The organism is Streptomyces sp. 796.1 (genome assembly GCF_047525675.1).
Taxonomy (GTDB): Bacteria; Actinomycetota; Actinomycetes; order Streptomycetales; family Streptomycetaceae; genus Streptomyces.
The window spans coordinates 68,180-82,040 of the sequence record NZ_JBLIWA010000013.1 but is presented as its reverse complement, the minus strand read 5'-3'; the positions used below and the strand labels follow the sequence as shown (position 1 = coordinate 82,040).

The following is a 13,861-nucleotide window of genomic DNA, read 5'->3' as shown; positions in this document are numbered from 1 at the left end:
CATCCGCACGCCGAACGCCGCAGCTCCGCCGTACGCACGCCGTGAAATCCCCGCCGGAGTACGGCAATTACGGAATCGACTGCGAATGCGGCGCACCGGCCGAACTAGGCGCCAAACCCCTTACTGCCGCCCTTCGTCCGCTTCGCACCGACCCGCAGGTGCACCGGAACGAGGTCAATGGCGGGCTCGGAATAGCCGACCGAGACAATCTTGTCGTCGCGGTAGGTGAAAGAGGTGACGCTGGCCAGCGTGCACTGCCGCTTGCGCGGGTCGTGCCACAGCCGGCGCCGCTCCACGAAGCTGCGCACCACCCAGATCGGCAGTTGGTGGCTGACGCAGACCGCCTCGTGCCCGCGGGCCGCGTCCCGCGCCTTCCCGAGCGCGGCCATCATCCGCACCACCTGCTCGATGTACGGCTCGCCCCAGGAGGGCCGGAACGGGTTGGTCAGGTGGCGCCAGTTCGCCGGCTTGCGCAGCGCCCCGTCGCCCACGCCGAACGTCTTGCCCTCGAAGACGTTCGCCGCCTCGATCAGCCGCTCGTCGGTGGCCAGGTCGAGTCCGTGCGCCTTGGCGATCGGGGTGGCGGTCTCCTGCGCCCGCTCCAGCGGCGAGGCCACCACGTGCGTGACGTCCCGCCCGGCGAGGTGCTCGGCGACCCGGTCGGCCATCTGCCGGCCCAGTTCGGAGAGGTGGTAGCCGGGCCTGCGCCCGTAGAGCACGCCCTCCGGGTTGTGCACCTCGCCGTGGCGCATCAGGTGCACCACGGTGGTTACGCCCTCGCCGCCGCCGACGGCGCGCATGCTGTCGCTGTTCGTCATGGCGTCCATCATTCAGTGGCTTCCGCGGCGGCCTGCGCCGCCCCCGGCAGAGCCGCCGCGATGCGCTCGATCGCCCGCTCGTCGTGCGCCGTGGACACGAACCACGACTCGAACGCCGACGGCGGCAGGTAGACGCCCTGGGCGAGCATCGAGTGGAAGAAGGCGGTGAACCGGTACGCCTGCTGCGCCTTGGCCCCCGCGTAGTCCACGACCGCGTCCGCGTCGGTGAAGAAGACCGAGAACATGTTGCCCGCGACCTGCAACCGGTGCGCCACGCCCGCCTTGTCCAGCGCCTGCGACACCAGCCCGCGCACCTCGCGGGAGACCGCGTCCACCCGCCCGTACGCCGCGTCGTCCAGCAGCCGCAGTTGGGCGACGCCGGCGGCGGTGGCCACCGGGTTCCCGGACAGCGTGCCCGCCTGGTAGACCGGGCCGGCCGGGGCGAGGTGGGCCATCACGTCGGCCCGGCCGCCGAAGGCCGCGGCCGGGAAGCCGCCGCCCATCACCTTGCCGAAGGTCATCAGGTCCGGGCGCACGCCGTCGATCCCGTACCAGCCGGCCTTGGAGACGCGGAAGCCCGTCATCACCTCGTCCGAGACGAACAGCGCGCCGTTGCTCGCGCACAGTTCCTTCAGCCCGGCGTTGAACCCGGGCAGCGGCGGCACCACGCCCATGTTCCCCGGCGACGCCTCGGTGATCACACAGGCGATCTCGCCCGGGTGCGCGGCGAACGCGGCGCGCACCGCGTCCAGGTCGTTGTACGGCAGGACGACCGTCTCGCCGGCCTGCGCGCCGGTCACCCCGGGGGTGTCGGGCAGTCCGAAGGTGGCCACGCCCGAGCCGGCCGCGGCCAGCAGGGCGTCCACGTGGCCGTGGTAGCAGCCGGCGAACTTGATCACCTTGGCGCGGCCGGTGAAGCCGCGCGCCAGCCGGATCGCGGACATGGTGGCCTCGGTCCCGGAGGAGACCAGCCTGACCTGCTCGACGGGGTCGATGCGGGCCACGATCTCCTCCGCGAGCTCCACCTCGCCCTCGCCCGGCGTACCGAAGGAGGTGCCGCGCGCGACGGCCGCCTGCACGGCCGCGATCACCTCGGGGTGGGAGTGGCCGAGGATCATCGGTCCCCAGGAGCACACGAGATCGACATACTCACGCCCGTCCGCGTCCGTCAGGTACGGGCCGGCACCAGACACCATGAATCGGGGCGTACCCCCCACGGCGCGGAAGGCGCGCACCGGAGAGTTCACGCCACCGGGTGTCACCACACCAGCGCGATCGAAGAGCGTCTGCGAGACTGGGGCTTCATACGGAAAAGGCACTTGGGTCCTGACCTGCAAAGACGAAGGGAAGGGCGGCGTCGTTACGGCGCGGCCCGGCGGCGGGCGACGGCGCGGGAAAACTCCTCGCTTTCGGCCGGGCGTCAGCCCCCGCGCGTCTGCGAAACTGTGGTTTCGAACGGATAGCTCACACAAGCCATGGTGTCAGAGCCTCATGGGGTCCTGCGGGCGGGCGTTTCACGGCGTCCTCCCGGGGGAGGTCTCTGACACGATGATCGGGTTGCGCGGCCGTGGCCGCGAGTGGTCGGGTGGAGATATGCATCGCGGTGGCGAACTGGGCGAAGGGACCGATGACCGGGGTCCCGAGCGCCCCGGCGTTCCCCGTGCTGCGGGCCGACGAGGCCGCGCAGGCCGGGAGAACCGAGACCGAGAAGGTCAGCGGCTCGGCCGCCACCGGCGGAGCGACGCCGACGGGGACAGCAGGGGCGGCCGTATGGGGGTGACGTACAAGTACTTCGGCGCGCCCGACGGCGCGACGGCGGCCCGGGTCCCCATTTCGATGCGCCCCGAGGAGCTGGGCGGCGACGAGCTGGGTCACGGCATGTTCACCAAGATCAAGCCGGAGACGATGGCCGCGATGGTGCTCACCGGCATCGAGGGCATACCCCTCCACCAGGTCCCCCCGCTGGAACTCGTCGTCCTCCACCCGGACTACGCGGTGGTCAAGCTCCCCATGACGGTCGTCGACCCGCTGCGCGGCGTGGGCGAGGAAGCGGTCGGCGCCGCGGCCTTCATCTGGTCCACGGTCCCCGACCGCGGCGGCCCCCGCGACGCGTACTCGGTCTACCAGTTGCTCCACCAGTGGCAGGACTTCTCCCACCGCCTGCACGAGGCGGGCCATCAGGCGTACTGCTTGGTGTGGCCGTGAGCCTGGCCGTGGGCTCGGGGCGGGTTTGATCTTGGGCTCGGGGTGGCGGTGAGCTCGGGTGGCCCGTGAGCCGGCGGCGGGTGTGCGTCTCGTACGGTCGTGAGCTGGGGTTTCCGGGAGCTACGCGATTCGCCGGCGCCGGGCAGGGGTGAGCGGGGGCGGGGTCTTCGGGCTCCGCCCTTGGTGTGTGTGGGCGCGCCCGGAGCGTCGGGGAGCGGACCCCTGGGGTGCCGGAGGGCAGTCCCCCGCTCCCGGCAGGGCCCGCTACTCCCCCGCCCGCTGGCTGGCCACGGCCGACGGGCCGCCGGTGGTGGGCGGGGCGGCGGCCGGGTCGACGGGGGCCGATGCCGTGGTGGTGGGGGCCGGGCTGGTGGCGCCGTTGCCGCGTTCGACCAGGGTCAGGCGGGCGGCGGCGGTCTTGTAGAGGGGCTGCTTGGAGGCGGGGTCCCAGTCGGTGACGGTCATCTCGTTCGCCGCCCGGCCACCCCGTTCGTCGGGGCGGTCGCCCTCCCGGGTGTCCCAGTAGCCGTAGTGGAACGGCAGGAACACCATGCCGTCCCGCAGCTCCGTGACCCGGAGCCGGCCGCGCACGGCGCCCCGCGGGCTGGCGACCTCCACCAGATCGCCCTCGGCCACCCCGTGCCGCCGCGCCTCCGCCGCGGAGACCTCCACCCACACCTCGGGGGCCGCGGCGTTCAACTGCGGGACGCGGCCGGTCTTGGTGCGGGTGTGGAAGTGGTAGATCGTCCGGCCGGTGTTGAGTTGGAGCGGGTAGGTGGCGCTCGTCGGCTCGTGCGGCGGCTGGTAGTCGGCCGGCCGCAGCAGGGCCTTGCCGTCCGGGTTGCGGGACCGGTAGTCGGCCTCGGACGCAGGTTCACCCGTGGCCAGGTCCTTGCCGTACGACTCGCAGAGGTCGGGGTCGGCCCAGGTGATGCCGTCGGTGTAGAGCCGGGCGGTGCCGCCGGGCGCCTCCTGCGTGCACGGCCACTGGATGCCGCCGCCGGCCCGTAGCCGCGGATAGCTGAGGCCGGAGTAGTCGCAGGGCCGGCCGCGGCTGCACTCCCGCCAGGCCGCGAACGCGGACTCGGCGTCGTGCCAGCCGACGAGCGGGCGGCCGGCGCGGTCACGGAAGTCCATCCGGCGGGCGTAGTCGAGGAAGACGTCCAGGTCCGGGCGGGCGTCGCCGGGCGGTTCGACGGCCTTGTCGGAGAGGTGCACGGTGCGGTCGGCGTTGGTGAACGTGCCGGTCTTCTCCGCCCAGGTGGCGGCCGGCAGAACGACGTCGGCCAACTGGGCCGTCTCGGTGAGGTAGAGGTCCTGGACGATCGTGAACAGCCCCGGGTCGCTCAGGATGCGCCGGATGCGGTGGAGTTCGGGCAGCGACACGGCCGGGTTGGTGCCGGAGATCCACAGCCAGCGGATCGTGCCCTGCTCGGCGAGGCGGAAGATCTCCATCGCCGGCGTCGGCGGCGCGTCGTGCGGGACGCGGGAGGGTTCGACGTTCCAGATCCGGGCCAACTCGGCCACGTGCGCGGCGTTCTGCCAGTTGCGGAAGCCCGGCAGGTCACCGTTGGCGCCGCACTCGCGGGTGTTCTGCGCGGTGGGCTGACCGTTCATCTGGAGGACCCCGCAGCCGGGACGGCCGAGCATGCCGCGGAGCAGGTGCAGGTTGTTGATCTGGCAGGCGGCTGCGGTGGCCTGGTGGGACTGGTAGACGCCCTGGAGCACGGTGGACAGCAACCGTTCGGCCCCGCCGACCAGTTCGGCGGCCTCCTCGATGGCGCGGGCCGGCACGTCACAGATCCGCGCGGCCCACTCAGGGGTGCAGCCGGCGACGCGCTCGGCGAGTTCCGCGTACCCGACGGTGTGCGCGGCGACGAAGGCGTGGTCGACCCGGCCGGTGCGGATGACCTCGTGCAGCAGCGCGTTGAACAGCGCCACGTTCGTGCCGGAGCGCGGCGCGAGGTGGACGGTGGCGTGCCGGGCGACCTGGGTGGGGCGCGGGTCGACGCACAGCAGCCGCGGCGGGGAAGTGCCGGCGAGCCGGTCCAGCACCCGCATCCACAGCACCGGCTGCGACTCGGCCATGTTGTGCCCGAACAGTGCGAGGGCGTCCGCGTGGTCGATGTCCTCGTACGAGCCGGGCTGCCCGTCGCTGCCGAAGCTCTGCTTCAGGGCCTCGGCCGCGGTCGCCGTGCACAGCCGGGTGTTGCCGTCCAGGTGGCGGGTGCCGAGACCGACGTGGGCGATCACCGCCAGCGTGTAGTACTCCTCAAGGAAGAGTTGCCCGCTGGTGTAGCAGCCGAGCGCGTCCGGGCCGCGCTCGGCGAGCAGGTGCCGGCTACGGCTGACGACCTCCGCCATGGCGGTGTCCCAGTCACAGGGCACCAGCCGGCCGCCCCGGCGGACCAGCGGGGTGGTCCGCCGGTCCCGGGCGTGGTTCGCCTGCCAGCCGAACAGGTCCTTGGGGCCCAACCGCCCCCGGTTGACCCGGTCCCGGGCCCGGCCGCGCACCCCCACGATCCGGCCGTCGGCGACCGCGACGTCCATCGCGTCCCCGCCCGAGTGCAGCACCGAGGCGGTCGGCACCCACCGCTGCACGGCCTCGGCCCGCACCCCGGGCGCCAGGTACGCGTCGACGCGCACCGGCCAGGTCCCGCCGCGCTCGTACGGGGTGCGCTCGCCCCACGGCTGCGCGATCCGATCCACTTCGGGCTGCATGGTGGGGCCTCCGTCCTCGCGTACGGGATGCGCTCGCGGCGCGGTCGTGCGGGTGCGGACGGTGTTTGCCGCGCCGGCCGCCGCTCGGGCCGGCCCACACCCGGGCCCCTTTCCGCGCCCGGCTCGATCATGGCGCCCGCTGCCGCCCCGCCCCCGCCGGACGCGCGCGCCCGGCGGGGCAGCAGGGCCCGCGTCCCCCGGCTGGTCGAGCGTCCGGCGGGTAGATCGGCCGTGGTTTCAGGTGGGCCGAGGCTCAGGTTCGTCGTGGTGGGAGCCGGCCGGGCCTGCGGGCGGCCGAGGTTCAGGCGGTCGGTCCCGCATCGCCGGGGCGGAGGCGTCCGCGCCAACCGCCGTCGGCGTTGCCGCGGTTCTCGATGTAGTCCTTGAAGCGGTTCAGGTCGCCCGCCGCCCGGCGGCTGATCACGCCCAGGGCGTCCGCGCCCTTCTCCATGGCGCCGGTCGGCTCGAAGTCCATCGTCAGCTCGACCCTGGTGTGCGCCTCGTCCAGGCGCTCGAACCGGACCGCGCCCCGCTGCCGGGTGTCGCCGGCGACGGTCCGCCAGGAGATCCGGTCGTCCGGGTGTTGGTCGACGATCTCCGTGTCGAACTCGCGCCGCACCCCACCGATGCTGGTGACCCACCGGTTGTGCCGGTCGTCGAGCTGCCTGACCTCCTCCACGCCCTCCATGAAGCGCGGGAACTCCTCGAACTGCGTCCACTGGTCGTACGCCCTGCTCAGCGGTGCCGCCACGTCGACCGTTTCCTTCACCGTGCTCACACGTCCTCCTCGTCGCGTCGTCCTCTTCCCCATCGGGTCGCCGCCCTCGTGGGCGGGCCGCCCTCCGGTTGCGTACGGCTCGTCGGGTACCCAGGAACGGCGGTCCAAGCCGGTCACTTCTGCGCGGGGGGCGGTGGAAATCGCTGCGGCAGCGGTGGCGGTGGAGTTGGGGTGGGGGCGGCAGCACTCGTACGGGAGCAAGTCAGTCGCGCGGGGCTGGTCGCATGGGGTCAGCCATACCGAACCGAGGCGGTCGTGTGGGCGGCCGGAATCCGCGGTGGTCGGGCCGCGCGGGGCGCGGCGGGTCGGGGCGACAATGGGGGGCGGGCCGGCGGGCCGCGGTGTGGTTCGCGCCGTTTAGCGGGGTGAACCGGACCCGTCGCGACCGTTTCCACACTCCTCCCGCATCTCATGTCCATACGGGGGGTATTGGATGGCCATGAGGTTAAGCCTGATTGACGTCGGGTCGAACGCGGTCCGGCTGGCCGTGAGCGATGCGCGGGACGGTGCACCGTTGCCGGTGCACACCGCGAAGTGGAAGCTGCGCCTGTCCGAGCAGGTGGCGGAGGACGGCCGGCTCGGGGCCGCGGCCACCGAACGGCTGGTGGCGGCGGTGTCGGCGGCCGTCGACGTGGCCGAGCGGTGGGGCGCCCCGCGGCCATTGGCGTTCGCCACCGCCGTGGTGCGTGATGCGCCCGACCGGGCGGACGTGCTGCGCACGGTGCGGGACCGGACGGGGCTGGCGCTGCGGGTGCTGCCGGGCGAGTTGGAGGTCCAGCTCACCTTTCTCGGGGCCCGGCGCTGGATGGGGTGGCGGTCCGGTCCGCTGTCCGTCTTCGACATCGGCGGCGGGTCGTTCGACCTGGCCTTCGGTCGGGGGCGGCTGCCGGAGTTCGCGGTGTCCCTGCCGCTCGGCGCCAATCGCCTCACCAACGAGTTCTTCACCACGACCGACCCCCCGCCGGCGGCCGAGATCGTCGCCCTGCGCCGCGCCGTACGGCACCAGTTGCGCGACGCCGCGGCCCGCGTCCGCTGGGAGAACCCGCACACCTCGGTCGCCACCTCGCGCACGTTCCAGCAGTTGGCGCGGTTGTGCGGGGCGGCGCCCGGGCGGCGCGGCCCGTTCGCCCACCGCGTGCTGCACCGCCGCGACCTCCGCGCCGCGATCGACCAGTTGGCGGCGCTCCCCGCCGACCAGCGCGCCGAACTGCCCGGCATCACCAAGCCCCGCGCCCGGCAGAGCCTGGCCGGCGCGATCATCGGCCACACGGCGATGAAGCTCAGCGGGGTGGAGTCGCTGGTCCTGTGCCCGTGGGCGCTGCGCGAGGGCATCCTGCTGCGCTACCTGGAGGACGGCGCCGACTGGTGGACCGAACTGGCCCCCGAGCCCGAACCCGCGGGTCCTTCCCGCCGCGCGGAAGTCGCTCCGTACGCGGTGTCCGCAGCGCACGGCCCGCGCGCGGAGGTCGTCCCCGCGCAGCGCAGCGCACCGCCGCAGGCGCGGCCCCCGGCGGCGTGGGCCGCACCACAGCCGGCGGACGACTGCCCGCTGCGGACGGCCCTCACGCCGGTCCGCCGGTGAGGGCTGGCCTCGGCGGGTGAGTTGAGCTGAGGGGCGCGCAGGGGCGCGGAGGGGCTGTGGTGGTGGGCGCGGTCGCGGTGGGGGCCGCGCCGGCGGTGGGGCACTGGCTCGGTTGAGCACCGGCACGGTCGAGCGGTGCGTGCCGGCCCGCGGCGCCGGCCCCGGCCCGGCCCGGCTACTCCGCGAAGACCTCGCGCAGCTTGGCCTCCTGTTCCGCGTTCAGGTTGGACTCGATGAGCTGGGCGTGGCCGCTGGGGAAGGCGGCCCGGACGCGTTCGACCACCGCGTCCTGGGAGAGCAGGAAGAGCGCCGACGTACCGGGAGTGACCTGGCTCTTCACCGAATCGATGAAGTCGTCGTCGATGCCGACGTCGGCCATCCGCCCGCCCAGCGCGCCGGCCGCGGCGCCGACCGCGGCGCCCAACAGCGGCATGAAGAAGATGAGGCCGAAGAGCATGCCCCAGAAGGTGCCGGAGAGCGCGCCGAGGCCGGTGAGGTCGTGCAGTTGCCGGGTCTTCGGCTTCTTCTCCCCCTCCGGCCAGGAGGCGACGGCCGCGTCCAGGACCTTGATCAACTCCTGTTTCTGGAGCTGGAGGAGCGTGCTTTCGGCGTCTGCGGCGCCCTGCGGGGTGTCGAACTTCCAGACGGTCAACGTGGCCATACGGGGTCTCCGGATCGAGGTCGGGGCGGTGGCGCGGGCGAGGTCGGGGCGGTGGCGTACGGGTCGGGGCCGGGGGCGGGCACGGGATCGGGGCCGCTCGCGGGCAGCCCGTACGCGCGCGGGCGCGGGCCGCACGACTGAGCATTGCCCGCCCGGTTCGTCGTACCGTCGACGCCACGACGATCCGCCGGCCGCTCGCTGACCTTCACCCGTACGCGCAGCCCGTACGGCGCAAACCGTCCACCGTGCCGGTCACTGCCCTGCCGGCCGCTGTCCCGCCGGGGCCGGGGCCGGGGCCGGGGCCGGCGCAACAGCCACACGTCGGCCGTACCGGATGGCCACCGCCCGTACGGAACATGCGGCGCCTGCCACCACTCCGCACGCCGCTCCTCGACCGGACGCCCCGGCCAACGGCCGCACACCACCCCCGCCCCACCGGCCGCAGGCCGCTCCCTCGCCGGGCAACTCCCCTCCGCCGCCCGCCCGCTGGCGTCCCGGGCCGCCCGCATACGGTGGGCGGATGACGGAGACAGGGGCGGGGACGGGGGCAGCGGCGGGGGCGGCGCTGCTTCGGCTGGCGGGGGTGGGGCGGCGGTACGGGGAGCAGACCGTGCTGCGGTCGGTGACGCTGGATGTGGCGCCCGGTGAGTGTGTGGCGCTCGTGGGGGACAACGGCTCGGGCAAGTCGACGCTGCTGCGCCTCGCCGTGGGGCGGGAGCAGCCGAGTACGGGGACGGTGGAGTTCGCGTCCGCGCCGATCGGCGCGGACGAGGCACGGACCAGGTCGCGGATCGCCGCCGTGCTGGACACCGGGGCGCACTACCCGGACCTGACCGTGTACGAACACCTGATGCTGGTGGCGCTGGCCCACGGGGCCCGCGTGGCAGCGGCCGAGGAGGCGGTGGCGGCCGAACTCGCCGCGTACCGGCTGACGGACCGCGCCGACGTGCTGCCCGCAGCGCTCTCCTCCGGCCAGACGCAGGCGCTGGCGCTGGCAGCGGCGTTCGTACGGCCGCACGAGTTGCTGGTGCTCGACGAACCGGAACAGCGGCTCGACGCGCAGGCCCGCCGTGCGCTGGCGGCCCGGCTCGCCGACCACCGGGACGCCGGCACCGCGGTGCTCGTCGCCACCCACCACGAGGAGCTGCGCGCGATCGCCGACCGGGTGCTGGTGCTCGACGGGGCGGGTGCGGCGGCGGAGCCCGCCGCGGGCGAGGGCGGTCGCTGAGTGCGGTCGCCGCATCCGGCCCTGGCCTATCTGCACGCCCTGCGCACCGCGGCGCGCAAGGAGAAGCGGAAGAGTGCCTGGTTCGCCGCGTACGTCGTCGTCCTGCTCGGGGCCTCCTGGGGGCTGCCGCTGCTGCTGGCCGCCGGCCGCTCGGGGCACGCCCGCGATCCGCAGGACGGGCTCGGCGCCCATCTGTTGGCCGGGCTGCCCGTCACCGCGCCGGTGCTGGTGGTGCTGGTCCTGACGCTGACGGCGCGGGCGGCGCTGTGGCGCGGCCCGGTCACCATCGGCCTGCCGGAACTCAGTTGGCTGCTGCCCACACCGCTGCCGCGGGCGCCGATCCTGCTGCCGCGGCTGTACGGCTCCGCCGCGCTGGCCGCCGCCGGGGGCGCCGTGGTGGGCGGGGTGGCGGGGTTCTTGTTGTCGACGGTACGGGGCGGGCCGTGGCTCGCGGCGACCGCGGCCGGGGCGTGGGCGGGGGTCGTCGTCGCGGTCATCGGCACGGCGCTCGGCGTCGCGATCGAGCGCCGCGAACGGGCCGCGCTCCGCTACGCGGCCCGGGCCGCGCCGGTGACCTGGGCGGTCGTCATACTTCTCGGCGGCGCGGCGGCGGCCGGCACCGCGTACGGGGTGGCGACGCCGCTCGGCGCGCTGTGCCTGTGGTCGGGGCCCTGGGGCTGGGCCGTCCAGCCGCTGGTCGCGGCGTTGGGCGAGGGCTCGGCCTCGGCGGGGGTGTCCGGCCGGTTGCCTGGTGGGGTGCCGGGTGGGGTGCCGGGGTGGGTGGTGGCCCTGCTGCTCGCCGCGACGGCCGTGGCGGGTGCGCTGTGGCTGGCGCGTCGACAGGCCCCACTCGTCCCTCTGGCCGCACTGCGCCGCCGGGCCACGGTGGCCACGCAGGTCACGGCCGCGATCTTCAGCTTCGATCTGCGGCAGGCGCGCACCGCCGTACACGGCGCAGGCCCGCACGGCGTCAGCGCCCGGGGCGCACGCCCCCTCCTACGGCTGCCGCTGCCGCGCCACCGCTGGCTCCTCATACCCTGGCGCGACGCCACGGCCCTGCTCCGCGCGCCGGGCCGGCTCGCGTGGGCGACGGTGTGGACCGGCGTCGCGGTCGGCCTCGCCGCGTACGCGCCGGGCCTCGGCCAACGCGCCCGGGTGTTCACCGTGCTGGCCGCGGCGGTGGCCGGCTACCTGGCGGCGGCCCAACTCGCCGAACCCGCCCGCCTGGAAACCGACGACCCCCGCCGCGCCACGCCCCTCCCGACCCCCGCCGGCACGCTGGCCCTGTGGCACCTGGTCATACCCACCGCCCTCTCCCTCATCGGCACGGCAACGGCCGCGACCATCTGCGCGGCGACCGGCCACGGGCACCCCGCCCTGGCCCTCCTCATCGCGGCAACTCCCGCGTACGCGGCGGCAGCGCTGGTCAGCGCGTACCGGGGCGCCCTCCCCACACACGTCCTACTCGGCACGGAAACCCCGATGGGCAACACGGGCGGCCTTCAGGCGGCCCTCTGGTACGTCCGCGGCCCCCTCGCACTCCTCGCCCTGACGACTCCGGCCCTGCTGGTGGCCGTATCGGCTGAGGGGCATGGGCGGGGCTCTGGCCAGGGTTTTGGTCAGGGCTCTGGTCAGAGCTTGGCGGCGGGGGGCGGGTTCGCGTTGTGGGCGGTGTTGGTGGTGTGGGTGTTGGGCGTGGGGGCGGCTGGGGCTTGGTGGGTACGGAGGCGGGGGCGGGGGGTTGGGTGAGGGGACGGGGGCAGAATCGCTTACTCATGGCTGACAAGAATGACGCGACGCCATTTGCCCCACCCAGGTACCCACAAAGCTAGCAAGTGGCTAGTTCTACGCGAAATTCACGCATTAGCCCAACAAGCGAATCCAGGAAGGCGTGATCGAGAGATTCCCGAGACGCCTGAAAGTTCCGCCAGACAACCCTCACCAGGGGCCCCTCGCCGAAGCTTGAAGATATACATTCCGCGAGAGCGTCAAGGTTCGACCCAAAGTACCCACCCGGGCCATTGACCGCCTCGCCCAATGCACAGTAAAATCCCGACTTCGTCGAAATTTGTCCACCGTCCAAGTGGATAATGTCTTTCGCCCCGTAGCGAGCAGCCCTACGGTTCGTAGCGAACCAGGAATTTTGAACGACGTGCAGCCATGCGTCCTGATAGCTCACCGGCCACCGAAGCCATTCACCCGTCTCCAGAGCTACCCCTGATGCCCAACGCGGCCAAATTCTCTCAGCTTCGGGATACTCGCAGCGATTACCAAAGAACTGGTAGGTAACTCTCAGAATATCTCCGCCTGACTCCTCTACTCCCGCATCGCCGAGCACAACCCGGCCAATGAAATACTCGCCGATCTTCTCCCCTTGGCGATTCACGACCGCCATCACCGCATCATCGGTCCTCTGCCTACCTTTTGCGACCTCATGGACCCTCAGAAAGGCAACTTCCGGCAACTCTTCTTCCGAGTCGACAAAGAAACCCTCCACTTCTTCAGCCGCAACAAGCACCCTTTCGACCTCTTCATCCGATACCACGTAAAGCGGAAAATCCACCTTCCCCGCTACCGGGTTTTCTCCAGCCATGCCTAATCTCCAAACCGGTGTGGCAATGGGCGCCCGCTCGACGCGAGCGGGCGCCCGGCACCTCACCGGATCCGTCCGGCACAGTGCCACTCGCGACTGGCCCGCTCACACACGCCAATGAGTCGAGACGCCCCTCTGTTGCTGTAGAAGCATTCCGCCTACTCAGCACGAAGCTTCCTGAAGCCCTGCGGCCTACGGTCCCCAGGGACCTCGAAGTCCCCATCCCCTGAAATGGGTGTTGCGACAGCCACAGGAACCCAAGCAGCTTGGCAGGGCATCAGATTCGATTCAGCAACCTTTCACCGACCGAACCCAGAATCCCCATCACCGATTCCCGCAAAAGGAGCCCGCAGCCCTAAGGAATGACTCCAGCCTTTCAGTCATTCCAGGGGTTCCAGCCCTACCCCCAGGGGGAGGCGGCATGTATTGCACAAAGCCCTCCACCTCCTCCGGATAGTCGAAATCCGCATAGAGTTGCTCGATGGCATCGAACAACTGTCGGCGCACTGAAACGTTTTCACACAGCCAAGCTACGGAGAGATACACCCACACGGCAGCAACCTCGGGTGATTCATCGGCGGAGCCTGCTGAAATATCAGGAAGACCCCCACGCAGAATCTCCTCTGGCAGCGCAAGCGCCCACCGCTTTTCCGCCTCCGACAGTTCACCGCCCTGCTGCAACTTGGCCAGGATAATCTGCACAGTGGAGTGATCGTCCAGCCACCCCCAGCGCCTACCGTAAGCCACTTCCGAGGCCGTTAGGGTCACACGGCCGACAATGAAGCTTCCCGGAACCTTAAACCTGGCCATCTCATTCACGGCTTGTTCGGAATCCCGTTGACTGTTCCTCCATATACAAACCTTTGGTGGATGATCGGGTTCCCGATTTCACCGCACTCAACCAGCCGCTCAAGGCGCCCAACCTCCCCGTTCATCTCTCCCGACATTTGGCCCGACAGCCGCTCCACTCCGTCGCCGCCTACAAGTCGGGCGATGACACCTTATCGCAATGTCATCAACAATGACGGCCGCTGTCCTATGACCCGCAACCCTTCTAATTCCGAGCCGGTACCCCTTGGCGTTCCCGATAATTTCCTGCGCTTCCATAGTGCCAACTCCATACCATTCATTGGAGTTGTGAACGAGTACCGGCTCCTCCCCCGCCACCACATAATACGTATGCACCCCAGAAACCGTCAGATCATGTGTCCCCTGCCCCTCGCTGAAATGACGAGTCGACGCCACCCGCACCGTCCGGCGTCCGGCGTCCGGCGT

General features: G+C 72.0%; 11 protein-coding genes. 4 read left to right on the top strand and 7 right to left on the bottom strand.

What is annotated here, in order from left to right; all coding sequences use genetic code 11:
• Window positions 1-104 precede the first annotated feature (104 nt).
• Both ACMA1D_RS11405 and hemL read right to left on the bottom strand, forming a co-directional pair.
• Window positions 105-818 carry a histidine phosphatase family protein gene (locus ACMA1D_RS11405; RefSeq protein WP_349990229.1) on the bottom strand — a complete coding sequence of 238 codons (714 nt, stop codon included), beginning with the start codon at window positions 816-818 and terminating at the stop codon, window positions 105-107.
• A gap of 8 nt (window positions 819-826) precedes the next feature.
• Window positions 827-2,137 carry a glutamate-1-semialdehyde 2,1-aminomutase gene (gene hemL / locus ACMA1D_RS11400; protein ID WP_414723781.1) on the bottom strand — a complete coding sequence of 437 codons (1,311 nt, stop codon included), beginning with the start codon at window positions 2,135-2,137 and terminating at the stop codon, window positions 827-829.
• 274 nt (window positions 2,138-2,411) lie between these two features.
• Between hemL and ACMA1D_RS11395 the strand changes: the two genes are divergently transcribed.
• Window positions 2,412-3,023 carry a hypothetical protein gene (locus tag ACMA1D_RS11395; protein WP_414723780.1) on the top strand — a complete coding sequence of 204 codons (612 nt, stop codon included), beginning with the start codon at window positions 2,412-2,414 and terminating at the stop codon, window positions 3,021-3,023.
• 264 nt (window positions 3,024-3,287) lie between these two features.
• Here ACMA1D_RS11395 and ACMA1D_RS11390 read toward each other — a convergent pair whose 3' ends face one another.
• Both ACMA1D_RS11390 and ACMA1D_RS11385 read right to left on the bottom strand, forming a co-directional pair.
• The gene (locus tag ACMA1D_RS11390; protein ID WP_414723779.1) at window positions 3,288-5,744 is read right to left on the bottom strand and encodes a molybdopterin oxidoreductase family protein; all 2,457 of its coding nucleotides are present in this window, start codon (window positions 5,742-5,744) and stop codon (window positions 3,288-3,290) included.
• A gap of 301 nt (window positions 5,745-6,045) precedes the next feature.
• Entirely contained in the window at window positions 6,046-6,522 is a 477-nt protein-coding gene (locus ACMA1D_RS11385) for an SRPBCC family protein (RefSeq protein ID WP_414723778.1), read from the bottom strand.
• Between the two features lie 439 nt (window positions 6,523-6,961).
• Here ACMA1D_RS11385 and ACMA1D_RS11380 point away from each other — a divergent pair, with 439 nt between their 5' ends.
• The gene (locus ACMA1D_RS11380; protein WP_414723777.1) at window positions 6,962-8,104 is read left to right on the top strand and encodes a Ppx/GppA family phosphatase; all 1,143 of its coding nucleotides are present in this window, start codon (window positions 6,962-6,964) and stop codon (window positions 8,102-8,104) included.
• Window positions 8,105-8,279: 175 nt separating this feature from the next.
• On the opposite strand, the gene ACMA1D_RS11375 is transcribed toward ACMA1D_RS11380, so the two are convergent.
• Entirely contained in the window at window positions 8,280-8,765 is a 486-nt protein-coding gene (locus ACMA1D_RS11375) for a DUF1269 domain-containing protein (RefSeq protein WP_414723776.1), read from the bottom strand.
• A gap of 520 nt (window positions 8,766-9,285) precedes the next feature.
• Here ACMA1D_RS11375 and ACMA1D_RS11370 point away from each other — a divergent pair.
• Window positions 9,286-9,993, top strand: coding sequence for an ABC transporter ATP-binding protein (locus ACMA1D_RS11370; protein WP_414723775.1), 708 nt, complete (start codon window positions 9,286-9,288; stop codon window positions 9,991-9,993).
• Entirely contained in the window at window positions 9,994-11,742 is a 1,749-nt protein-coding gene (locus tag ACMA1D_RS11365; protein WP_414723774.1) for a hypothetical protein, read from the top strand. It abuts the gene before it with no gap.
• Between the two features lie 79 nt (window positions 11,743-11,821).
• Here the strand turns inward: ACMA1D_RS11365 and ACMA1D_RS11360 are convergent, their stop codons facing one another.
• Entirely contained in the window at window positions 11,822-12,586 is a 765-nt protein-coding gene (locus tag ACMA1D_RS11360; RefSeq protein WP_414723773.1) for a barstar family protein, read from the bottom strand.
• Window positions 12,587-12,910: 324 nt separating this feature from the next.
• Window positions 12,911-13,396 (bottom strand): DUF2247 family protein, encoded by a 486-nt coding sequence (locus ACMA1D_RS11355; RefSeq protein ID WP_414723837.1) that lies wholly within the window; start codon window positions 13,394-13,396, stop codon window positions 12,911-12,913.
• Window positions 13,397-13,861: the final 465 nt, after the last annotated feature.